A 21,756-nucleotide genomic window follows, 5' to 3' on the forward strand; every position below is an offset into this window, starting at 1 on the left:
AGCCCTGACGGGTGATTATCCGATCGTTCTTCAGTAGCTCAAATGGGATTTCTCAATCGGAGCCGGATAATCCCGGGGGCGTGAGCGGATCATCCCGAGGATCATATGATCCGGGCGTGCCGCAGGCTGTCAGGTCCGGATTTGCTTCGGATATAGGCGTCGAACTCGTCGGCATCGATGGGTTCCTGGAGATAAAAGCCTTGGCCGAACCGACAATCGATGCGCTGCAAAAACGCCAGCTGGTCCGCGGTTTCGATGCCTTCGGCCACGGCATCCAGATTCAGGTGCTCGGCCAGGTTGACGATGGCCTCGACGATAGCCGCGTCTTGCTGGTTGTGCACGATGCTGCGAATGAAGCAGCGGCCGATTTTCAGTTCGTCGAGCGGCAGCTGTCTCAGATAGGCCAGCGAGGAAAATCCGGTTCCGAAATCGTCCAGGGACAGGCGTACGCCGGTGTCTTTCAACTGGCGCATTGTCTGCAATGTGCCTTTTAGGTCTTCCATCACGACGCTCTCGGTCAGCTCCAAGCTGATCCGGCCGGGGTCGACCCGGCACCGGGCCAAAATCTGCGAAATCGTAGCGACCAGCCGCGGATGCCGGAACTGCACCGGGCTGAGATTGACCGACACGCTGCGGATGTCGGTGAGCAGACCGCTTTGTTCCCAGCCGCGCACGCGCATGGCGGTTTGTTCGATGATCCACTCGCCGATGGGCAGGATCTGGCGGGATTCTTCCGCAAGCGCAATCAGATCCAGCGGCCCGATCACGCCTCTTGCGGGATGCAGCCAGCGCATCAGTACTTCCGCGCCGGACGGGCGGCCGCTGTGCAGATCGAACTGCGGTTGGAAGTACAAGCGCAACTCCAGCCGGTCGATCGCGCTGCGCAGCTCCTGTTCGAGGGTGAGCCGCCTTTGCGCGCTCTTGTGCAGCTGGGGGTTGTAAAACCGGATGGCGTTTCGGCCGTCGTGCTTGGCGCGATACATCGCCATATCCGCATGTCCGAGCACGTCTTCCGCGGTTTCGGAAGCGTCCGGAAAAAGAACGATGCCTATGCTCGGTGTTACTTGGTAAGCATGTTCTCCCAGCCGGTACGGTTCTCCCAGCGAGGTGAGCACTTTCTCGGCAATTTTCCAGCAGCGGTCTCGGGCGTGCTCCGGTCTCTCCGCCAGCTCGCAGAGCAAAATGACGAACTCGTCGCCGCCGTAGCGGGCCACGGTGTCCTCGCTACGCACCAGCGAGCGGAGCCGGTCGGCAATCTGCTGCAACAGCTCGTCTCCGGCCGGGTGGCCCAAGGTATCGTTGACGGTCTTGAAGTTGTCGAGGTCCAGAAACAGCAGCGCGCCGTTCCAGCCATGCCTTCTCGATGCCGCCAATGCCTGCTCGAGCCGGGCGTGGACGGCGCGGCGGTTCTCCAGGCCGGTCAGCTCGTCGAATAGGGCCATTCGCTCGGCTTCCGCTTCGGCCGCCGCGCGAATCTCGACTTCGTTTTCCACCTGCCGATAGGTGGAATACATGCTGATCATCAAACCCGCCAGCACGCAGATGTAGCTGACGCTTTTCAGCAGATGGGCGAGATCGAACTCGAGGTCGAACAAACGGCTCGACGACGGCATGAAGAAGGCTTGGGCGACGAGGCTCACGATCAGGGATATCACCATCCAGTGCTCGAAACTGTCGGTCTTCCACTTGCCTTTTCTGAAATAGGCGATCAACGCGAGCAGAAAAATGAGCGCGGCGACGAATTCCTGGGGGCGGTGAAAACCACCGACCGAAATCGGGTAATGAGCCGGCGGGAGCGGAACGAAAGTCAAGACAATAACGCTCAGCAGGGTGGCCGCGGCAGTCGCGAAGTATACGGTGCTTGCATCGAGCCGGCCGGATTCCCCGAGCGTCGCTTCGCGGCGCCAGGCCCATGCGCTCGACAGCAGCGCGGTGGCCAGAAACGCGCGGGAGGCCATCCCACTCCACGGCATCAGCGCCGATAATGCCGAAGGCAAGCGCTGACTCAGCCATTCGGATGTCACCAGTGCATGATGGCCGTCGAGCAGGCCGGTCCCCAGGAAACCGGTGCCTATGACCAGGAAAGTATTGTTCTTCCGGCTGTAGTAGCGGACCAGCGCCATGGTGCCAACCACGAACGCCAGCAATGTCGCGGCTGTTTCCATGACGGTGTGGAGATGTCCCGAGCCGGTCCAGGCATGGCCGCGTAATGTCTGGAAGCCAGCTATGAGAAGCAGGGCCAGCAGCGTATAACTCAGCTGGCGCTGCCTGGTCGAAAAATCGAAGGGGATACTGTTCAAGGCTGGGGACGGCTTATGGCCGAGAAGGTTTTCCGAGACTTCATAGGGCTTTTCCAACCTGGCGTTTCAACGGGATGATTCGATCGCGCCTATTCTAGCGATCGGCTTTTCGGTGTGCCGGCAACCCACGATTTTCCGGGCGGTGGATTCACGCGCCCGGCGTGGTGCCCGACGCCGGGACGGGCACGCAATGTGTAAGCCAGGATCGCCGCGGTCGCCGACACGTTGAGGGATTGTACCTGGCCTGTGCCCGGCAGGGTCACGACGGCTTCGCATGCCGCAAGCGTTTCATGTGAAAGCCCTTCTTCTTCATTGCCGAGAACGACGGCTGCCGGGCGGGGATCCTGCGTCATCGCTTCCAGGGGAACGCCGCGCTCCAAGGCCGTGCCCAGAATTCGATAGTCGTGCTTCAGTCGCTTCAGGGCTTCGGGTAAACCCTTGGCCTTGCGAATCTGCAGGTATTCGAGTCCGCCCTCGGCGATGCGATAAGCCGAGTCGGAAAGCCCGGCCTGGGCCGAATGATCCGATATTACCAGATTGTGAAACCCGAAAAACGCCAGGGTGCGGGCGATGGCGCCGAGATTGTGGGAATTGCCGACGCCGTCCAGGATGAACAGCGCCTGTCCGCCGCGGGCCCAACGACGGGCTTCCGCGAGATCGAAGGATGGTACCGGCTGCGGCTCGGCTACCGCGACGATGCCGCCGTGCAGTACGGTGCCGGCGATGCGTGCCAGTTCTTCGGCGTCCACCATGCGATAGGGCCGGCGGAGCCGGGCCATGTATGCGCAGAACGCTCCGACCAGCGGCACCCTCTGTTCCTCGTAGAAAAACCGCAGAATCCGATCGGGATTGCGTTTGAACAAGGCGGTAACCGCCGGCAGGCCGGCGATTTTTATCGTCCGTTCGGAGTGCGGGCCTAAAGGTTTCTCGGACTGAAAGCGTTTTGGCGCACGTGCCTGGCGGGGCGGTTTCGGTTTGGACACGGAAGGGATTGCCTAGTAGTTTCTTGAGTTTGCCATTCTACCCATTCCCGGCTGTCCGAAGCGAACTGAAACCGTGTCCCGCCTGATGCTTTTCAATAAGAAGCAATGAGCCGCGATGAGAAATTAAATCCGCTCCCTACCAGCTTCTGGCGGGCCTGGGAAGGGGCACTTTTGGTCGCCCTCCGGGACAGAGGTGCCTGGAGCGTAGCGAAGAGGTCATCGAGCAAGGACTGGAGGCTGCCTTTGAAGGCGTGGAGCAGGAAGGCGACAAGGACCGGAAAGGTGAGGATGCGCTGCCGGGAGAAGGCGGTTGGGCGGGTGCGATGGTCGGCGATGAACTGGGGATCGTGAAGCGTTTTGGTGAGATCGGCAAGAATACCGGCATGGATAGTGCTAAGCGGCCTTCATTGATTAATCATTTGTTTTCAGATAGTTACGCGACATTGTATACCACAAAATCCTTATTAATCCGGCCCTTAAATAGCCCGACTCAAAATTCAGCTAACTTATTGATCTTGCCAAACCATGGCGTCGCATATTTAAGGGCCTTCTTAATAACTTAACGGCATTGATCCCTGGCCTGCCCGCTCGTCGCGTTGCGCCTCGCCCTGCCGATTTGTCCCAGAGGGAGAGGGGGCTCCTGTGGCTTTACTTTCTTGACTATTAATATGTTTCTGGCGGCGTGGTTAATCTGCGCTTCGATGATTTCGGAGCGGTAGCCGCTGTCATGTGCCCAGGTGGAGAACGTGCCCCGTACGCCATGCGGGGAAACTCTTTGTACCCGAGTTGGCCCACATCCGCAGCAGCAGACCGGCACTCGCGGACTTTGAAGAATCGTCCCGGTTGGGAATACCCGGCCGGTGCGCCGCGTCAATGGCTCGATAGACCGTAGGATTTCGACCGCTCGCGGGGTCAATTGCGGCCACGGTAGGCGCCGTGGCTTGGATCCCCAGTAAAATCCGTAAGATATCCGCCGACGATATGTCATTGATAGGACGATCGCCAAGAGTCGGGTAAATCTTCGCTTCGAGCAATGCACGGCGTTGTTTCAGGGTTCGGGGTGTCCAAACCTCGGCCTGATCAGTGAGATATTCTTCCGCAATCGTCCGGAACGTGTTTAGCTCCTGCGCTTTTCGGTGGTGCGCCGGCTTGATGCCTTTCGCTACCAGTTCAGCCGCCTCATCGCGTTTCTTGCGGGCGTCGGACAACGCGACGGCCGGATAGGCACCAAGCGCCAGCATGTTCGCTTTGCCATGGATCCGGAAGCGATAGCGCCACAGTTTCGCGCCGGCGGGCGAAACCTCCAGGGTAAGCCCCTTGCCGTCAGCTACCCGGTAAAGCTTACCCGTGGGGGCGCAGCCCTTTGATTTTCGAGTCTGTGAGCTTCATGGTGAGTAGAAATCGTTGTTTCGTGGTGAGTAACCAAATCGATGCTCACAAATCCGTTCGCATCGTTGGCTTGTGACAATAGGATTCGATGACAGCCTATAAGCTTCAAATTCTATTTAACAGGCTGTTGATTTTCTCGGCCCCGGAAGCCGCATAAATTCGTTGGATGGAGCGCATAAAATAGGCATAACCGATTGTTTGTCATGGCAAAATGATATCATTTCAAGATACTTTGGACTCTTTCATGCGCGGCGCCGACCTCACCCAGCAAGAACTCTTCAGCTACCGAACCTTGGAAGACCGGATTCCCAAGGATCATCCCCTTCGGAAGCTCCGGGCCGTGGTCGACATTCTGCTGACTACGCTGGACTCGGAATTGGATGCCCTCTCTGCCCGGACCGGCCGGGAGTCGATTCCGCCGGGGCGGCTGCTGCGCGCCAGTCTCATCCAAGTCTTGTTCTCTGTCCGCTCCGAGCGGCAGTGGGTCCAGCAGATCGAATTCAATCTTTTGTACCGCTGGTTTGTCGGGCTGACCCTGGATGCCGAGGTCTGGGACCACTCCACCTTCAGCGCCAACCGGAATCGGTTGCTGAACGAGCGGATTTCCCGGCTGTTTTTCGAGCGGGTCGTGTTGCTGGCGGAATGGCAGGACCTTCTGTCGGACGAGCATTTCTCGGTGGACGGCACGCTGATCCAGGCGTGGGCCTCCATGAAGAGCTTTGTGAAAAAGGATGGCAGTTCGCCCCCGCCGGAGGCCGGCGGCCGGAATCCGTCAGTCGATTTCAAGGGCGAAAAGCGCGCCAACGCGACCCACGCCTCGACCACTGATCCGGAGGCTCGCCTTTACAAGAAAAGCGAAGGGGATAAAGCCCAACTGTGCTTCATGAGCCATGCCCTGATGGAAAACCGGACCGGCCTGGTCGTGGATGTCGAGGTGATTCACGCCACCGGCACGGCGGAACGGGACGCGGCCAAGATCATGATCGGTCGCACCGTCACGAAGCCCGGCGCGACGGTCGGGGCGGACAAGGCTTACGACGTGCCGGAGTTCGTGCACGCTCTCCGGGAGCAGCGGGTCACGCCGCATGTCGCCCGGAAGGAAAAAGGCTCCGCCATCGATGGCCGCACCACCCGACACGCCGGCTACCGGACCAGCCTGAAGAGGCGCAAGCGGGTGGAAGAAATCTTCGGGTGGTCGAAGACCGTGGGCGGGTTACGCCAGACCCGGTTCCGGGGTTTGAAGAAGGTGGCGGCCCAGACCGTGTTCACTTTCGCCGCCTACAACCTGACCCGGTTGGGTGGGCTGTTCGGCTGGCGGTGGTCGACGGCCTAGCGGGCGTCTGCCCAACATTCGCCGAAAGGCGGCAAGAACCCCCAAGCGGGGGGATGAAAACCGGCTCGAACCGGGATTTCAGAGCTAAAAGGACCTTCAGCACTAAAAATTACCTGATTAGCGAGAAAGTTCAGCACAGGCTCACGTGGTGAGCGAGTATAGGCTTTAGACTATGGACATCGATCACAAGAGAGGTGTCCCATGTCAATGAACCAAGTGCAATTTCAAAAGGGATTGTCGTTGGCCGAGTTTCTGACCCAATACGGCACCGAAGCACAGTGCGAAGCGGCCTTACAAGCTCTGCGTTGGCCGGACGGTTTCCGTTGCCCAGCCTGTGGCGAGGCACGGCATACGGTATTCAAACGAAATGAGCGAACCTATTGGCAATGCGGACACTGCCGAAAGCAAACGACGTTAACCGCCGGGACGCTCTTCGAAGCGACCAAGCTGCCGCTCACCACCTGGTTTCTGGCGATGTATCTCCTAACCCAGGCCAAGAACAATGTCTCAGCCTTGGAGTTGATGCGTCATCTCGGAGTGTGTTATCGCACCGCCTGGCTGATAAAGCACAAGTTGATCCAGGTGATGGCGGAGCGAGAGGCGGATCGGCAATTGAGCGGGCGGGTCGAGATCGATGATGCTTACCTGGGCGGTGAGCGCTCGGGGAAACGGGGACGAGGGTCGGAAAACAAAGTCGCCTTCGTGGTGGCGGTGCAAACCACGGATGACGGACGTCCGTTATTTGTGCGTATCGATCCCCTGCCGTTCACCCAGCAGGCGATTGCGGAGTGGGCTCAACGCGCCTTAGCTCCGTCGACTTATGCACTCACCGATGGTTTGAGCGGGTTTCGGAGCTTGCAGCACGTCGTCGCTCGCCACGAATGCCTGATTCTGGGCTCTGGGCGGCAGTCGGCACAACATCCTGAGTTTCGTTGGGTTAACACGTTGTTGAGTAACCTGAAGACCGCGATTTCCGGTACCTATCACGCGTTCAAATTCGAGAAATACGCCAAGCGGTATCTGGCCGAGTTCCAATACCGTTTCAATCGGCGTTTCGATCTCAAAACGCTGCTTCGCCGGCTAGCGCACGCTGCCGTATTCACTCCACCTCGCCCCGAGTGGCAACTTCGCTTAGCTGAAGTTCATCGCTAATCAGGAAAAATTAAGCCGCCGATAAGGGGTAAAGCCGAAGGCATGGAGGCGAATTTCAACAGCCTGTTAAATCAAGATTAAAACTGACTACATACGACGATAAAGAATCTCTTCGAATCTATATGCTGATACTTTTCAACAAACCCTATGACGTTCTCTCTCAATTTACCGACCGCGCCCACGGGCGCGCCACTCTTGCCGATTACATTCCGCTGCGCGATGTCCATCCTGCCGGCCGGCTGGACCGGGACAGCGAAGGACTTCTTTTGCTGACCGACGACGGCCACTTGCAGGCGCGCATCACCGATCCGCGGCATAAGTTGCCCAAGGTTTATTGGGCACAGGTGGAAGGGGTGCCGGACCAGGCGGCGTTGGAGCGGCTGCGGCGCGGGGTGCTGTTGAAGGACGGTCCGACTCGGCCGGCCAAGGCACGGATTATCGATGAGCCGGCCGGTCTTTGGCCTCGCCATCCGCCGATTCGCTATCGCGCTTCCATTCCCACTTCTTGGATCGAACTGGCTTTGCGCGAGGGCCGTAACCGCCAGGTCCGGCGCATGACGGCCGCAGTAGGATTTCCGACTCTGCGTCTCGTTCGGTGGGCGGTCGGTCCCTGGACACTCGGCAATCTCGAGCCGGGAGAATGGCGCGAGGCCGAACCCCCCCCGTAGCCGCGACGGTCAATTCGGTGTCGTCCGATCGAAAGAGCGAACGCGCACGACCGATGGATGTCTACTTAGTTATAGCTCCTTCAATGGGTGCGAAGGATTCGACGGAAGGGCATGGGTATGGACACCTATCGTGCACTGCTGGGCGCGTTCTTGTTTTTCATTGCACTGGACCTGGCTGATCCCGTGCATGCAAAATCGTTGATCGTAACGGCCACGGCGTATAACTCCATCGCCGCGCAAACCGACAGTACACCTCACATCGGTGCCTGCAATAAGTCCATCATATCTTCCGGGATTAGAGTCATAGCCGTTTCTCCCGATCTGGTGAGCCAGGGGCTCGGTTGCGGAACCAAGGTCAAGATCCATGGCCTTGGTGAATTCGTCGTGCTGGATAAGATGGGCGACAAATGGAAGCGGCGCATCGATATTCACATGGGCAAGAAAGTGGGAAAGGCATTGGCTTGGGGCCAGAGAAAGGTCAGGATCTCGTGGTAGGGCCGAGGCCGGTTGCTCGCGGTTCGTCCCGGATTCGGCGGTGGATGTTACGGAAAGTAAAACCCTATTCGAGTCGCCCTCACCCCAACTCAATCACTCCGCACAGTCCCTGCGCGGAGCCGCAAGCGGCGCTCGCGCGTCCGGGGCATTGCGCCTCGCCATGCCGATTTGTCCCAGAGGGAGAGGGGGGCTCGTTTGGTTTTACTTTCTCGACCATTAGTAATTGCTGAGTTTTAAAGGAGTGTTTTTCGATGGAAACGATTCTATTGATTGTTCTGGTCCTTTTGATTTTCGGACTTCTTCCGACGTGGCCGTACAGCAGGGGATGGGGTTATTATCCGAGTGGTATAGTCGCCGTTATTCTAATCATCATCGTACTGATGGTTCTGTTGTAAGCTTCTCATTTCAGGAAAGGATAAGGCCGGGTGCCCGTATATTGCCGGCGCAGCCGATTAAGTTCCGCGTTCTGGCGAGGGGCCTACAACGGCCCTCCTCTGAACCGGAGCAGGTTGAAAAATTCCCGCTTCGTCTTCGGTCCATAACTGAGGAAGCTCGGTTCGGGATCTTCCAGGTAAATGCGTTTGATGTCCGTTACTCGATCGGAGGTGGTGCGCGTTTTGATTTCTTCGGTAGAGACGGCATAGGGCTTGGCGGCGTTCAGGCCGAAAACCTTGGCCCTTAGTTCCGCCGTCATTTTCGGGTACCCGTAGCGTTCCCTGAGGGGCTCGCCGATCTGGAACGCGCGAAAGGCCTGGATCTGGTCTTGGGGGCTGCCGTACCAGATCGAGTCGGTGCCCCACAGCACATTGTTTTCACCGATATATTTGAACAGCTTGCCGAGTACGTGCGCGGCCTGGTCGGGGTCGCGCATCAGCAGCTTCCAGGTGCTGCCGAGTTCGGCATAGACGTTGCTGTTCGGCGCGATGCCATTGTCCTGTACGGTCTTGATCAGCGAATCCACGCCCGCCGAAGCGTTCTTGGGATCGTAGGCTCTTTCCTTGCGCTTCGGTTCATAGCCGGAGTGATAGACGATAAACGCGACGTCGGGAAAGCGCTTGGCCACGACGCCGATGTCGCGGCAGGTGGAATGGGCGTAGTCGAGGCCGAACAAGGGAAGTCCTTTGTGTATGCAAATGACTTTGACGCCCAGGCTGCGCGCTTTGTCGATGAAGGGAATCCCGACCTCGGGATCGTCGAGCCAATAGCCTTTTCCCGAAGGTCCCCACTGAGTGTAGGTTTTCCAGGCGGCAATGCCGTATTTTTCCTTTTGCATGGCCATTGCGTCGATTTCACCCGGGAAGTTGGGGCGAACCAGCCCGTGTATCAGCAGCCGGTGAGAGCCTTGCAAGGCGTCCACAGTGGCTCGGGTGGCGGCGGCGTCTTCCAGGGTCAAGGGGTCGTCGCCCGGGGCGGCCGGAACGGCGGAGAGCACCGCCATCACGGTATCGCTGTCGAGAAACACTTCGCGGATGAAATGTTCCGGAGAAAAGCATTCGATGGCGCCGTCGCCGCAATCGGACTGCGGAAAGAAGCGGAGGCTGTAAGTCCATCGGTTGGTCGGCCGTCGCCACGCCCCCTTGGGATTCACGTGGTGCCCCTGGACGTCGAAGATGAACTCTTTGCCACCCAGCGCCGCTTCGGCCAGCTCGGGTTCATATGCCGCTTCCGGAGAAATTTGGAAGCGGCCGCCGGTACGGCCGGCCGCGGCAAAGGCCTGGTTCATGGCCAGCAGCGTCACGGCAGCGCCGGACGCCGACTTCAAAAATGTCCGCCGGCTCATGCCGAGCCGTCGCGATACCTTCGATGCCTGGTCGTGCGCGAGCTGCTTCGCCAGGCGGACCGGCCGGGCCAACGGTATCGGCAGGTACTCGCCATTGGTGGCGGTATCCAGCTTGATGGGCAAACGTTTGCCTTCGGGATCGATGCGCGCCATGAGGTGCTCCCCGGTCGACTCAATTCACGGTCTCGAGATTTACCTATGAGACTTGCATTAGACTCCTTTGTTTCGACCAAAGGCGATTTCAGACTTCGGCCCGAGGGCTATGCTTTATCATGCCAGGCCAGTCGAGTTCCTTTACCTCCGGGAGATACATTTCATGTCCGTCAGACACATCAGTTTCATCGTTGCATTGTTACTACTCCTTTTCGGCTGCGGCCGCGACCAGCTCGAATTGAACTTGCAGCTCGACGCTCCGGGCGGTCTGCAACCGGAAGACCCCGTAGTCATCCGGAACCGGATCGTGGGCAGGGTTACCGGTGTGGAAGCAACTGGACAAAGCGGTTACCACGCGAGACTCTCGATCGAGTCCGAGTTTGCCGCGGAGGTTACGCAGAGCGCCCGGTTCGTCGTGGAAGAGGATTCCGACAACCCCGGAAAGCATCGGGTCGAGATTGTCCCGGGAAAGGCGGGCGACGCCCCTTTGACAGACGGAGCCACGGTCAGGGGTACGGTGAGACAGGCGCCGTTTTTTCCCTTTGGCGAAATCTTGCGAAGTTTTACTGAAGGCCTGGGCGTTCTTCGTGACCAGCTGGAAGGCTTTGAGTCCGATCTGCGGCGGGTGCCGGATTCGGAAGAAGCACGAACACTGAAAGACGAATGGGCGCGGTTATTGAACGAGATTCAGAGAGCGCAGGCGACCGCAGAAGAGTCCATCAAAAAGGATTTGTTGCCGAAGCTGCAGGAGGAGCTTCGCCAGCTCGAGGATCGTTTGAAATCTCTCGAGAAAAAACCGGAAAAATCGCCGCTGTCGATTTGAAACCTGAATTCAGGGTCGTCGGGCATTCCGGAGTTGAATTGTACATCGATAGTCCGCGACTTGCCGCCTCGATTTATGTCAATCGTGCGTACATACGAAGGCGTACGTATTTGTCTTATGCCTCTATGTAGGTTTAATGAAGGCACCTGAAATCGGAGTCGCTGCTAGGTTTCGGTTTCAGGTCCGGAACAGCGGACGTTCCGGTAAGGATTAGGATGTTGCGAAGGGACTTAGGGATGTCGCGAGGAACAGGATGTTCCGAACGGGATAAGGATATTCCGTGGAGGATTTGGAACGCGAATGGATTTAAGGATATCGCAGTAGGAAAGGGATGTTCCGAACGGAGTCGGGATGTTTCGAAAGGAATCGGGGCATTCTGATCCGGGAGTCTTCAGCGGACCAAGCTTATTTCTTAGTGACAGCGGATGTCGGCCCTGAACAGGGATGTTCTCCTACGGCTGTTTCGCAGGAACACCGCGGTGTTTTCGAACAGCCCGCACGCCTGATTCTGCTCGCTCTGAGACTTGCAAGAAAGCGGTCTAACGGAAAACACGCCCCTTAACCCGCGCCGTGGCCGAAGGCCGCCGGTTCGCGGGACGTTTTTTTTCGATACCGCGGTCAGCCGTAACCGCTCTCACGCCCTGTTCGAGCTTGCGATGGATTCCATGGCTGCGGGGAGGCTAACAAAAGCTTTCTTTCAATTCGGCGGGCCACGAGGTAGTCAACGGCCTTACCGGCTGGCAGAGGAATGCCGTCGCCACGGGATGAGCAGGCCGCATCGAAACACAACCTGCTCTTAAATCGGTTTCTCCGTTCTTGCTCAATAACCGCGACGCTGGCCGCCGAAGCCGCCGCGTTGACTGGTACCGGCGCCGCCGCGGTTGTTCTCGCGTGGACGCGCTTCGTTGACGGTGATGGCGCGGCCGCCGAATTGGGTTTGGTTCAATTTATCGATGGCTTCCTGTCCGGCATTGCCATCCATGACGACAAAGCCGAAGCCCTTGGATTGCCCGGTAAAACGATCGGTGATCAGGTTCACCGACTGAACCTCGCCATATTGGGCGAACAACCCGCGAAGCTCTTCTTCCGTGGTCTGGAATGACAAATTGCCTACGTAAATATTCTTCATTTGAAACTAGCTCCCAATCCGACATGGCGCCGGAACATCAACAAACAAAACGGCATCCAAGGCCGAGTACAAATACAAACCTACGAGTCACTTCTCGAGGTATGAGGCGAGGACTTCGGGAACGGAGCGAGGACGAGACGCCGGGTCCAGGAAGGAATTACCAAATGCCGCGGAAGAAACGAGTTAGGTCGCGGAACTCTAGCATGACCCTATGGCTTTGCCTATGGTTATTTCTACGAATCGCACGTTGGGTAAAAGTATGGCAGGCCCGGCTTCCGTTCGGGGACTGGGAGCGGTCATTGCCGCTCTTGGCAGCTCTTTCCGCGGTCCGGAAATGAGAACTCGGTCACTTGCACGGGAAGCTGGCGAGGTTCGAAAGTGAACTCCGCCGACGGCACCGGTTTGCCGAACCGATAGCCTTGGCCCATGGGGCATCCCTCGGCGGCGAGAAAAGCATGTTGCGCCGCGGTTTCCACGCCTTCGGCGATCAATTCCAGACGGAGCGAGCGGCCATGGCTACGATCGCCCGGATAATCGCGTCGTTTTGGTTGTGCGGCACATCTCCGACGAAGGACTGGTCGATCTTCAGACGGTGCATCGGTAACTGCTTCAAATAGCCGAGGCTGGAATAGCCGGTTATCGCGGAGAACACCTTGTTGACCGCGATAATTCGCGTCTCGGCATCGGTGATGACGATGCCTTCGGTGGTGTTCTGGAATGCGGCCTGGGCGAGGCGAAGCTGGGCTTCCACCTGTTTTGCGACGGTCACATCGCGGGTGATGCCGTCGAGGCGGGTGGGATGCCCGGCGACGTCGGTAACGGCATATCCGGCAGAGTGGATCCAGCGGCTCTCGCCGTCAGGGCGAGCGATACGGTATACGGCATTGAAGTCGGCGCCCCGGCGCAAAATTCTTCCGGTTTACAGCCGTAAATATTTTCGACGGCTTTGTTGACGAACAGCACTTTGCCGCCGTCGGGAGAGAGGCTCCACACGGCGTCCTGCATGTTGGTCAGGATGCTTTCGAAACGCCCCCGTTCCTCGGCGATTTGTCTCGTCGACCCCACGATTCTCTGTTCGAGGAGCTCTCCGTGCTCGCGCTGCGTGGATTGAGCAGTATTCGGGTGCAGCCATCCGCTGAACACATAGAGGGATGTCAGTACGGTCAAAATAGTATGGACTGCCAGCTCTACGCCCAGGCCCGAAATTTTGGTTGGTGCGGCCGGTGCCAGAAACAGCGGGGCCACCACGAGTGCCCCGCTCGCGTTGCCCAGCCACCAGGTCCACCACAGATCGCAAATTGGCGGGGCGTATCCGGGAACACGAGCATCGCGCTCACGGTTCCGATGGAGGCTGCAATCAGGGGGCGGCCAGTACGCCGAAACGCAGGAAGCGCAAGACGTTCCTAACGTCAGAAAAAAACCGCTAGGGAGGTACGGCGCGGCGGATATGTGAACCGCCCGCTCTTGAGATTGGGTTGAGAGACGGAAACCATCGTGCTGGAACGTGGGATGCTGAGCGGCGTTACCGCGCCGTTTATATCGCGGGAACGCAGGGGCCGGTTCGTCGCAAAAAGGTGGAACCGGTCGTCAGGCCGGGATGATCAGGTTTTAGGGGGCTTTTTCCGACGCGTCCGAGCCTTATGACCCGTGTTTCGGGTTCTCTTTCCGGAAGAAGGCGTTTCGGGCGGGCGTTTCGGGAATTGATCCATCGTGCGCAGTTCGGGAAAGCTGTACATCCAGGCTACGGTGACGGCCAGCGTTACGGCACCCCCGAAAATGATCGCGGGCGTGAGGCCGAACCAAGCCGCGGTGAGACCCGATTCGAACTCGCCGAGTTCGTTCGAGGCGCCGATAAACACGGAATTGACGGCACTCACACGCCCGCGGATCGCATCGGGTGTTTCGAGCTGAACCAGCATGTGGCGGATGTAAACGCTGACCATGTCGCCGGCACCGAGTAAAAAAAGCGCCGCGAGCGACAAGAAAAAGCTGGTCGACAGCCCGAGCACGATGATAGCGGCTCCGAACACCGCGACGCCGCCGAACATCCAGCGCCCAACATGGCGGGAAATGGGCGTGAAGGCGAGAATCAGGGCAGTCAGGGCCGCGCCGACACCGGGCGCGGTACGGAGCAGGCCCAGTCCGGTAGGGCCCACATGCAGAACGTCGCTGGCATAAGCCGGAAGCAAGGCCGTGGCGCCCCCGAACAGAACGGCGAACAAATCCAGGGAAATGGCGCCGAATACGGTAGTCCGCGAACGTACGAAGCGCAAGCCTTCCAAAATCGTATGCCGGCTGATGGGTTCCCGTTCGTTGGTTGGGCGGGGAAGGTTGCGCATCAGCAGGATGAGCATGGCCGAGAGTGCAAGGAGCACGGATACGGTCGTGTAGACCGTCATCGGTCCTGCAAGGTAGAGCAATCCGCCAAGAGCGGGACCCGTGATCACCGCCAGCTGAAAGCTCGAGGAGCTGAGGGCGACCGCATTGCTGAAGCTTCCGGCGGGGACCAGATTGATGACGATGGCCTGGCTAGCCGGCATCATGAACGCTCGCGCCGATCCATAGAGCGCCATTACGGCGAACACCGGCCATACGGCATGCGGGCCGGTCAGGGTGAATCCGATGAGGAACAGCGCGCACAGCATTTCCACGGCATAGCAGAGCATGATGATGCGGCGTCGGTCGAAGCGGTCCGCCATCTGGCCGGCTATCAGCACGAGCGGCACGAACGGCGCAAATTGGGCAAGGCCTATGAGTCCCAGGTCGAGTGCGTCGCCGGTAAGCGCGTAGACTTGCCAGCCCACGGCCACGCTCTGCATCTGCACCGCGACTGCACCAAGAAAACGTGCCAAGAGGTAAAGCGTGAAATCGCGGTGGTAAAGTGCGGAAGCTTTGGACTTGGATATACGCATGTCGTAGTGAGTACGCTCTCGGATAATTGGGCTCCGGCCCGGATATGCCAGCTAGCCAACTGTCTCGGTGCTCGGTCTGGGCCGGCAGTTATTTACCGATACAGAAACTGGAAAAGATCCGGCCCAACAAGTCTTCATTCGTGAATTCACCCGTGATCTCCGACAGGGCATTCTGCGCTTCTCGAAGATCTTCAGCGAGGAGCTCGGCGGCGCTGATTCGAATTTGCTTTTCGGCATTTTCAATGAGGTTTTCGGCACGGCTCAACGCGTCGAGGTGCCGGCGGCGGGAGATGAACAGGTCGTGCGCCTCGCTGTCATAACCCATTGCAGCTTTGAGGTGATTTCGAAGATGTTCCGTGCCTTGGCCGGTTTTTGCGGACAGATAGACCGCCGGGCCGCCCGGTTGCTCGACGAATGCGGGCTGTCTACCGGTAAGATCGATCTTGTTGTAGACGCGGGTGAGCGGTATATCGGCGGGAAGTCCCTGGATCAGGAATTCTGCTTCGTCCGGCGTACGATCATCGATCAGAAGCAATATCCGGTCCGCCTTGTGAATTTCGTTGCGAGCGCGCCGTATGCCTTCGCGTTCGACCACATCGTCGCTGTCGCGAAGACCGGCGGTATCGACCACGTGCAAGGGCATGCCGTCGATCTGGATATGCTCGCGCAGGGTATCACGGGTGGTGCCGGGGATTTCGGTGACGATGGCGGCTTCACGCCCGGCCAGTTGGTTTAGAAGGCTGGATTTCCCCGCATTAGGGCGGCCGGCAATGACGACCGTCATGCCTTCGCGAAGTAAGCAACCCTGTCGGGCGGAACGGCGGACGTGCCGAAGCGTCGCCAGGAGCTCCGCGAGCTTTTCGGCGATATGGCCTTCGGACAGGAAATCGATGTCTTCGTCGACAAAGTCGATGGAAGCCTCGACGTACTGCCTTAGCTGGATCAGGGCTTCTACCAGCTGGTGAATGCGATTCGAAAATTCGCCCTGAAGCGAACGCTGGGCGGAACGGGCGGCTTGCTCGGTAGTGCTTTCGATCAGATCGGCGATGGCTTCCGCCTGGGCGAGATCGATTTTGTCGTTGAGGAATGCCCGTTCGCTGAATTCTCCCGGGCGCGCGAGCCGAACGCCCGCGGCCAAAAGTCGACGCAGTAGCATATCGAGGATGACGGGGCTTCCATGCGCGTGCAATTCGAGCACATGTTCACCGGTGAACGAATGCGGCGCCGAAAAATACAGGGCCAATCCGCTGTCGAGAACCGAGCCGTCGTGGTCATGGAAAGGCCCGTAATGGGCGTAACGCGGCACAAGCTGTTTGCGTAGAACCGTGTCCATCAGGGCGGGAACGGCGCTCCCCGAGATTCGAATCACGCCGACGCCGCCCCTGCCGGGAGGTGTGGCGATCGCGGCAATGGTGTCGCGGGATAATGTATTCATTTGGTGGACTCCGGACCGAGTATCGGCTCCGGACCAGGGTGGGACGGCCGATGTGTCGAGCCGCTGCGCGTCGAGGGGCTGGCGGCGGGGCAGTGATGCCGGCCCCGCCGCGTATGAGACCGCGCTAGGCGTGTGCGTTCCTTTCGATTTGCCGGGTGATATGCCACTGCTGGAGGATGGACAGGATGTTGTTGACCACCCAGTAGAGCACGAGTCCGGACGGGAAAAAGGCGAAGAATCCAGTGAATATCACCGGGAAGAACTGCATCACCTTGGCTTGTACCGGATCGGCCGGCGGCGGATTGAGCTTCTGCTGGATGAACATGGAAACGCCCATGATCAGCGGAAGAATGAAATAAGGGTCCTTGGAGGAGAGATCGTTCAGCCAAAGAGCGAACGGTGCTTGGCGCATCTCCACGCTTTCGATGAGAACCCAATAGAGGGCGATGAACACGGGGATCTGGACCAGAATCGGCAAGCAGCCTCCGAGCGGATTCACTTTCTCCTTCCGATAAAGCTCCATCATCGCCATGTTGAATTTTTGCTTGTCGTCGGCATGGCGCTCCTTCAGCTGTTGAAGCTTGGGCTGGAGCTTTCGCATTCTGGCCATGGAGCGATAGCTCGCTTGAGACAGCTTGTAGAAGACGGCCTTGAGGGTGATGGTGACGAACACGATTGCCCATCCCCAATTATTGAAAATCTTGTGGAACTGTTCCAGCAGCCAAAAGATGGGCTTGGCGATAATGGTCAACGCGCCGTAATCCACCGTGAGGTCCAGGCCGGGAGCGGTCTGCTCCAGTACGCGCTGAAGCTTGGGACCGGCGAATAGGTCGGCTTTGAAGACTTTTTCCTCGCCCGGTTTGACCTCGAGCAGGGGCGAATAGGTTCCGATGACGAAATGCCGGTCGGAAAGGGCCTTGGTGTAAAAGTTATGTTCTTCACCGGAAAGCGGGATCCATGCGGCCAGAAAGTAGTGTTGAATCATGGCGATCCAGCCGTCTTTGGATCTTCGGCTCAGGTTGGAATCCGCCATGTCGCCGAAAGTGATCTTTTCGTATTTTTCTTCCGGGGTGTACAGCACGCCGCCGGTATAGGTCCGGATGAAAGCGTCCTGATCGTTGCTCTCGGGATCCTTGCGCTGCAACTGAACGTATTGTCTTCCCTTCCACGCGCTTTCGGACTGATTGGTTACCTGCTGTTCCAGTCCGATCAGATAGCTGTCCCGGGTGAAGACCAGGGTCTTGGTAATCTTGATCCCCTTGTCGCTAGTCCACGTAAAAGGTATGCGCAGGGAATCCTGGCCTTCCGCCAGGGTATAAGTGTCGGCTTCCGCTTGCCATTTGCTGTGATGGGTGGGCGCCAGGGACTGTTCACCCAAGAAGCCGCTTTGCGCAATAAAGAAGTTGTCTACTTCGTTGAGCAGTCGGACTGGCTGATCAGGCCGGTCCTTGCTTTGCGGATAATCGATCAGATCGAGTATGCGCAGGTCGCCGCCCTTGGTATCGATCTCCGCGCGAATGACGTCGGTCATAACGGTGACCCGCTGATGTTCGGGTCCGGCGGCTGGCGGTTCTTCAGGGGTTTTGGCGATATCCTCGACGCCGCGAGCGGACTCGGGTACATCGTCCACCACGTCCTCCGGCGGGGTCGCTCCGGATTGTGCCGTGGCTTCGGGTTTGGGCCCGTAATCGATCTGCCATTGCTGCCAGAGCATGAAGCTGAGAAATATGAGAAAGACGAAGAGAACGAACCTTAAATTATCCATTCTTATTTTCCGAATTGTTCTGGGACGGGATCAATACCGCCTTTGTGCCAAGGGTGACATCGCAGGAGTCGCCTTACGGCGAGATAGGAGCCCCGCACGGATCCGAACCGCCGGATGGCAGTCAAGGCATAGCTGGAGCACGTCGGATGGAAACGGCAATGCTGCCCCACCCAAGGACTAATCAGGTACTGATAGAGTTTGATGAGGAAGACCAAGACGGCTTGCATCGCCTCACCAGGTTTTCCCAGTGCTTCTGCAATGAGCTTCGGATTGTTTCATGGTCTGCCTGAATTGCGGCGCTACGCGCCATTACCACGAAATCGCGTCCGCCGAGGTGCGATTGCCACAGGCGGAAACTTTCGCGGACGAGGCGCTTGATGCGGTTGCGATCGGCGGCGTTACGGATTTGTCGTCTGGCGATTGCCAACCCGAGGCGCGGATGATCCCTGCCGTTGGTTCGCGCAAGCACGGTCAAGTATTGGTCTGCGGACTTGCAAGGCTGCTCGAAAACGCGCTGGAAATCGGCGGCGGTACTTAAGCGGCGCGTTCGGGGGAAGCCGTGGCTAGGCGACGCCAAACGTCAGACGGAAAGCCGCTTACGACCTTTCGCACGGCGCGCATTCACAATCGAACGTCCGCCGCGGGTTTTCATACGTGCACGAAATCCGTGAGTGCGGACGCGCTTAATCTTGCTGGGCTGATAGGTTCTTTTCATGGCGTACCTGTTGAATTCCGCAAAGAAAATACAAAGCCACGCATCATAGGGTACGGGTAAATCCGTGTCAATGCTGTGGATAAGTCGGCTCTTACGGTATCATATCCTATTACGTCAAAGCGCTCACGCATTTATCGCCTATGCCTTATGTCCTATTCCTCGAGCACGATAAGGGAGTCGCGCAATGAGCGCTCTGTGGAATCAGTGCATGAGCAAGCTTGAGGGCGAATTGCCCGCGCAGCAGTTCAATACCTGGATAAGGCCGTTGCAAGCGGTTGAAAACGGGTCTGAGTTGAAGCTCTTGGCTCCCAACCGTTTCGTGCTCGATTGGGTAAAACAACATTTTATCGGCAAGATCGAAGAAGTTCTATCGGACCAGAAGATTCACCCGAGACCGCATGTCGTTCTGGAAATCGGTACCCGAAAGCAGCAGGAGGTGCCCGCAGGGATCTCCGCGATCAGGAAACCGGCGGGTGTCAAGAAAGGACTTCCGAACAATCTCAACACGGCTTTCACCTTCGACAACTTCGTCGAGGGCAAGTCCAACCAGCTGGCCAAGGCTGCGTCGATCCAGGTGGCTCAGAATGTCGGACGGGCTTACAACCCTCTCTTTATTTACGGCGGCGTAGGCTTGGGCAAGACTCATCTGATGCATGCCATCGGGAACGAAATTCTCCGGGCGAATGCCTCGGCAAACATCGTCTACCTGCATTCGGAGCGATTCGTTTCCGACATGGTGAAAGCCTTGCAGCATAACGCGATCGGGGCGTTCAAGGAGTATTATCGGACTGTCGATGCCTTATTAATCGACGATATTCAGTTTTTTGCCGGTAAGGAACGTTCCCAGGAGGAGTTCTTTCATACATTCAACAGCCTTCTCGAAAACAAGCATCAGGTCGTGTTGACCTGCGACCGTTATCCGAAAGAAATCAAAGGCCTCGAGGAGCGGCTAAAGTCGCGTTTCGGTTGGGGTCTTCCTGTTGCGATCGAGCCGCCGGACCTGGAAACCCGTGTGGCCATCCTCATGAGCAAAGCGCAGCATGCCGGAGCGGATGTGTCGCCGGAAGTGGCTTTCTTCATCGGTAAGCGAATTCGCTCGAACATTCGAGAGTTGGAAGGTGCTCTGCGGCGCGTCATCGCCAACGCTCATTTTACCGGCAAGCCGATTACCCTGGAGTTTGCCAAGGAGGCCTTGAGGGATCTGATCGCCCTTCAGGACCGGATGATCAATGTGGAAAATATTCAGAAGACCGTCGCGGAGTACTACAAGATCCGAGTGGCCGACCTCCTGGCGAACAAGCGAACGCGTTCCGTGACCCGTCCCCGGCAAATCGCAATGGCGCTGGCCAAAGAGCTGACCAACCACAGTTTACCGGAAATCGGGCAGCAGTTCGGCGGAAGGGATCATACTACGGTCTTGCATGCGTGCCGCAAGGTTCAGGAGTTGAAGGAGAGCGACAGCAAGTTCGCCGAGGATTATTCCAACCTTTTGCGCACATTATCGAACTAAACTTGGAGAGCGGCGGTTTGGGTTGTTGGCTGCTTTTGTTCAACGAATTCCGCATCAACACATGACCTCACTATGAAGTTCACTATTATTCGGGAGCATTTGCTGACGCCTCTACAACAGGTTGCCGGCGTTGTTGAACGACGCCAAACGCTGCCAATTCTGTCCAACGTCCTTTTGAAACTGTCCGGCGACAGCTTGGAGATGACGGGTACCGATTTGGAAGTCCAGTTGGTAACCAGGGCTGCGGTCGAAGAAGGTAGTCCCGGTGCGGTTACCGTTCCGGCCCGCAAGTTTCTGGATATTTGCCGGCTTTTGCCGGAACGGAGCGTCGTGAAAGTCGATTGCCGGCAGGATAAATTCGTGATCCAGTGCGGATCCAGCCGCTTCAATTTAAGTACCCTGCCGGCCGAAAATTATCCGGAATTCGATGGGGGGGCCGCGGAAATCGAAGTTTCGGTTCCCCGTGCCCACTTGCGGCGTGCACTGGAAAAAACGGTGTTCGCGATGGCACAGCAGGACGTTCGGTATTATCTGAATGGATTGCTGCTGGATTTGGGCGGCCAGGTTATTCGGGCGGTTTCTTCGGATGGGCATCGACTCGCTTTTTTCGAGCAAACGCTGGATGGCGGTCCTGAAGAAGGTCGGCAAATCATCGTTCCGAGGAAGGGGGTTCTGGAATTGAATCGGCTATTGGGGGAAGACGAGGATCCGGTAGCCATTCAAATTGCGCCTAACAACCTGCGCGTCGATCTGGGGACGGTCAGCTTCGCCGCCAAGCTGATCGAAGGAAAGTTTCCGGATTATCAGCGTGTGATGCCGCGCGAGTTGACGCGCGTAGTTCTCGTCGAAAAAGCCGCGTTCAAGGGAGCGTTGACGCGCGTGTCGGTGTTGTCGAATGAGAAGTACCGGGGCGTCAGCATGGAAGTGAGCGAGGAAGGCATGATGTGCCTCAAGGCCCAGAATCCGGAACACGAAGAAGCAGAAGAACGGTTCCCCGTCGAGCTCGAAGGTAAGGAAATTTCGGTAGGGTTCAATGCTTCGTATCTTCTCGACGCTATTAATAACGTGGATTCCGAGCGGGTTAAATTGTCGTTCACGGAGAGCGCGAACAGTTGCTTGATCGAAGATTGCGAGGACAGACAATTCAAATTCATTGTTATGCCCATGCGACTTTAGATTGAGGCGAGCCTCGCCAGCCGAGCGCCGCGCGTTTC

The 21,756-nt window shown here is 57.9% G+C and carries 22 protein-coding genes and 2 pseudogenes; 9 read left to right on the forward strand and 15 right to left on the reverse strand.

Going from position 1 to position 21,756, the window contains the following annotated elements; all coding sequences use genetic code 11:
* Window positions 1-101: 101 nt before the first annotated feature.
* Together sS8_RS18050 and sS8_RS18055 are read right to left on the reverse strand one after the other, a co-directional pair.
* Window positions 102-2,300 carry a putative bifunctional diguanylate cyclase/phosphodiesterase gene (locus tag sS8_RS18050; protein ID WP_145986594.1) on the reverse strand — a complete coding sequence of 733 codons (2,199 nt, stop codon included), beginning with the start codon at window positions 2,298-2,300 and terminating at the stop codon, window positions 102-104.
* An 89-nt stretch (window positions 2,301-2,389) separates the two neighbouring features.
* Window positions 2,390-3,283 carry a TrmH family RNA methyltransferase gene (locus tag sS8_RS18055; protein ID WP_119630976.1) on the reverse strand — a complete coding sequence of 298 codons (894 nt, stop codon included), beginning with the start codon at window positions 3,281-3,283 and terminating at the stop codon, window positions 2,390-2,392.
* A 251-nt stretch (window positions 3,284-3,534) separates the two neighbouring features.
* Here sS8_RS18055 and sS8_RS18060 point away from each other — a divergent pair, with 251 nt between their 5' ends.
* Window positions 3,535-3,846 carry a hypothetical protein gene (locus sS8_RS18060; protein ID WP_119630977.1) on the forward strand — a complete coding sequence of 104 codons (312 nt, stop codon included), beginning with the start codon at window positions 3,535-3,537 and terminating at the stop codon, window positions 3,844-3,846.
* Window positions 3,847-4,008: 162 nt separating this feature from the next.
* Here sS8_RS18060 and sS8_RS18065 read toward each other — a convergent pair whose 3' ends face one another.
* Window positions 4,009-4,437, reverse strand: coding sequence for a phage integrase central domain-containing protein (locus sS8_RS18065; protein ID WP_269461515.1), 429 nt, complete (start codon window positions 4,435-4,437; stop codon window positions 4,009-4,011).
* Window positions 4,420-4,635, reverse strand: a pseudogene (locus sS8_RS29615) (Arm DNA-binding domain-containing protein); the annotation flags it as partial. The gene sS8_RS18065 and the pseudogene sS8_RS29615, both read right to left, overlap by 18 nt.
* A 281-nt stretch (window positions 4,636-4,916) precedes the next feature.
* Here sS8_RS29615 and sS8_RS18070 point away from each other — a divergent pair.
* The 5 genes from sS8_RS18070 (at window position 4,917) to sS8_RS18090 (ending at window position 8,715) form a co-directional block, all read left to right on the forward strand.
* Entirely contained in the window at window positions 4,917-6,005 is a 1,089-nt protein-coding gene (locus tag sS8_RS18070) for an IS5 family transposase (RefSeq protein WP_119630979.1), read from the forward strand.
* 201 nt (window positions 6,006-6,206) lie between these two features.
* On the forward strand, window positions 6,207-7,157 hold the full coding sequence (locus tag sS8_RS18075; protein WP_119630980.1) for an IS1595 family transposase: 951 nt from the start codon (window positions 6,207-6,209) through the stop codon (window positions 7,155-7,157).
* Window positions 7,158-7,279: 122 nt separating this feature from the next.
* Window positions 7,280-7,825 (forward strand): rRNA large subunit pseudouridine synthase E, encoded by a 546-nt coding sequence (locus sS8_RS18080; RefSeq protein WP_197716568.1) that lies wholly within the window; start codon window positions 7,280-7,282, stop codon window positions 7,823-7,825.
* Window positions 7,826-7,942: 117 nt separating this feature from the next.
* The gene (locus tag sS8_RS18085) at window positions 7,943-8,320 is read left to right on the forward strand and encodes a 3D domain-containing protein (protein WP_197716569.1); all 378 of its coding nucleotides are present in this window, start codon (window positions 7,943-7,945) and stop codon (window positions 8,318-8,320) included.
* 251 nt (window positions 8,321-8,571) lie between these two features.
* The gene (locus sS8_RS18090) at window positions 8,572-8,715 is read left to right on the forward strand and encodes a DUF3309 family protein (protein ID WP_119630982.1); all 144 of its coding nucleotides are present in this window, start codon (window positions 8,572-8,574) and stop codon (window positions 8,713-8,715) included.
* A gap of 83 nt (window positions 8,716-8,798) precedes the next feature.
* Here the strand turns inward: sS8_RS18090 and sS8_RS18095 are convergent, their stop codons facing one another.
* Window positions 8,799-10,253 carry an amidohydrolase family protein gene (locus sS8_RS18095; protein WP_119630983.1) on the reverse strand — a complete coding sequence of 485 codons (1,455 nt, stop codon included), beginning with the start codon at window positions 10,251-10,253 and terminating at the stop codon, window positions 8,799-8,801.
* 163 nt (window positions 10,254-10,416) lie between these two features.
* On the opposite strand from sS8_RS18095, the gene sS8_RS18100 reads away from it, so the two are divergent.
* Window positions 10,417-11,076 carry an MlaD family protein gene (locus sS8_RS18100; RefSeq protein ID WP_145986595.1) on the forward strand — a complete coding sequence of 220 codons (660 nt, stop codon included), beginning with the start codon at window positions 10,417-10,419 and terminating at the stop codon, window positions 11,074-11,076.
* Window positions 11,077-11,896: 820 nt separating this feature from the next.
* Here the strand turns inward: sS8_RS18100 and sS8_RS18105 are convergent.
* From sS8_RS18105 to rpmH, 10 genes and pseudogenes are all read right to left on the reverse strand, one after another.
* On the reverse strand, window positions 11,897-12,205 hold the full coding sequence (locus sS8_RS18105; protein ID WP_119630985.1) for an RNA recognition motif domain-containing protein: 309 nt from the start codon (window positions 12,203-12,205) through the stop codon (window positions 11,897-11,899).
* Between the two features lie 296 nt (window positions 12,206-12,501).
* Window positions 12,502-12,696, reverse strand: coding sequence for an EAL domain-containing protein (locus sS8_RS29620; RefSeq protein WP_170161154.1), 195 nt, complete (start codon window positions 12,694-12,696; stop codon window positions 12,502-12,504).
* Window positions 12,693-13,112 carry a PAS domain-containing protein gene (locus sS8_RS29625; RefSeq protein WP_119630987.1) on the reverse strand — a complete coding sequence of 140 codons (420 nt, stop codon included), beginning with the start codon at window positions 13,110-13,112 and terminating at the stop codon, window positions 12,693-12,695. Before sS8_RS29625 ends, sS8_RS29620 begins: the two co-directional genes overlap by 4 nt.
* Window positions 13,113-13,135: 23 nt before the next feature.
* Window positions 13,136-13,453 (reverse strand): annotated as a pseudogene (locus tag sS8_RS30025) (hypothetical protein); the annotation flags it as partial.
* 353 nt (window positions 13,454-13,806) lie between these two features.
* The gene (locus sS8_RS18125; protein ID WP_119630989.1) at window positions 13,807-15,117 is read right to left on the reverse strand and encodes an MFS transporter; all 1,311 of its coding nucleotides are present in this window, start codon (window positions 15,115-15,117) and stop codon (window positions 13,807-13,809) included.
* An 88-nt stretch (window positions 15,118-15,205) separates the two neighbouring features.
* Window positions 15,206-16,552, reverse strand: coding sequence for a tRNA uridine-5-carboxymethylaminomethyl(34) synthesis GTPase MnmE (mnmE, locus tag sS8_RS18130; protein ID WP_119630990.1), 1,347 nt, complete (start codon window positions 16,550-16,552; stop codon window positions 15,206-15,208).
* A gap of 124 nt (window positions 16,553-16,676) precedes the next feature.
* The gene (gene yidC, locus sS8_RS18135) at window positions 16,677-18,317 is read right to left on the reverse strand and encodes a membrane protein insertase YidC (RefSeq protein WP_119630991.1); all 1,641 of its coding nucleotides are present in this window, start codon (window positions 18,315-18,317) and stop codon (window positions 16,677-16,679) included.
* Between the two features lie 2 nt (window positions 18,318-18,319).
* Window positions 18,320-18,544: a membrane protein insertion efficiency factor YidD gene (gene yidD / locus sS8_RS18140; RefSeq protein ID WP_119630992.1), complete on the reverse strand. Its 225-nt coding sequence runs from the start codon at window positions 18,542-18,544 to the stop codon at window positions 18,320-18,322.
* Window positions 18,499-18,894 carry a ribonuclease P protein component gene (gene rnpA, locus sS8_RS18145; protein ID WP_119630993.1) on the reverse strand — a complete coding sequence of 132 codons (396 nt, stop codon included), beginning with the start codon at window positions 18,892-18,894 and terminating at the stop codon, window positions 18,499-18,501. Before rnpA ends, yidD begins: the two co-directional genes overlap by 46 nt.
* A gap of 3 nt (window positions 18,895-18,897) precedes the next feature.
* On the reverse strand, window positions 18,898-19,032 hold the full coding sequence (rpmH, locus tag sS8_RS18150; RefSeq protein ID WP_119630994.1) for a 50S ribosomal protein L34: 135 nt from the start codon (window positions 19,030-19,032) through the stop codon (window positions 18,898-18,900).
* A gap of 184 nt (window positions 19,033-19,216) precedes the next feature.
* Between rpmH and dnaA the strand changes: the two genes are divergently transcribed.
* Both dnaA and dnaN read left to right on the forward strand, forming a co-directional pair.
* Entirely contained in the window at window positions 19,217-20,542 is a 1,326-nt protein-coding gene (dnaA, locus tag sS8_RS18155; RefSeq protein ID WP_119630995.1) for a chromosomal replication initiator protein DnaA, read from the forward strand.
* 72 nt (window positions 20,543-20,614) lie between these two features.
* Window positions 20,615-21,718 carry a DNA polymerase III subunit beta gene (gene dnaN / locus sS8_RS18160; RefSeq protein WP_119630996.1) on the forward strand — a complete coding sequence of 368 codons (1,104 nt, stop codon included), beginning with the start codon at window positions 20,615-20,617 and terminating at the stop codon, window positions 21,716-21,718.
* Window positions 21,719-21,756 lie beyond the last annotated feature (38 nt).

The sequence above is a fragment of the Methylocaldum marinum genome (assembly GCF_003584645.1).
GTDB lineage: Bacteria > Pseudomonadota > Gammaproteobacteria > Methylococcales > Methylococcaceae > Methylocaldum > Methylocaldum marinum.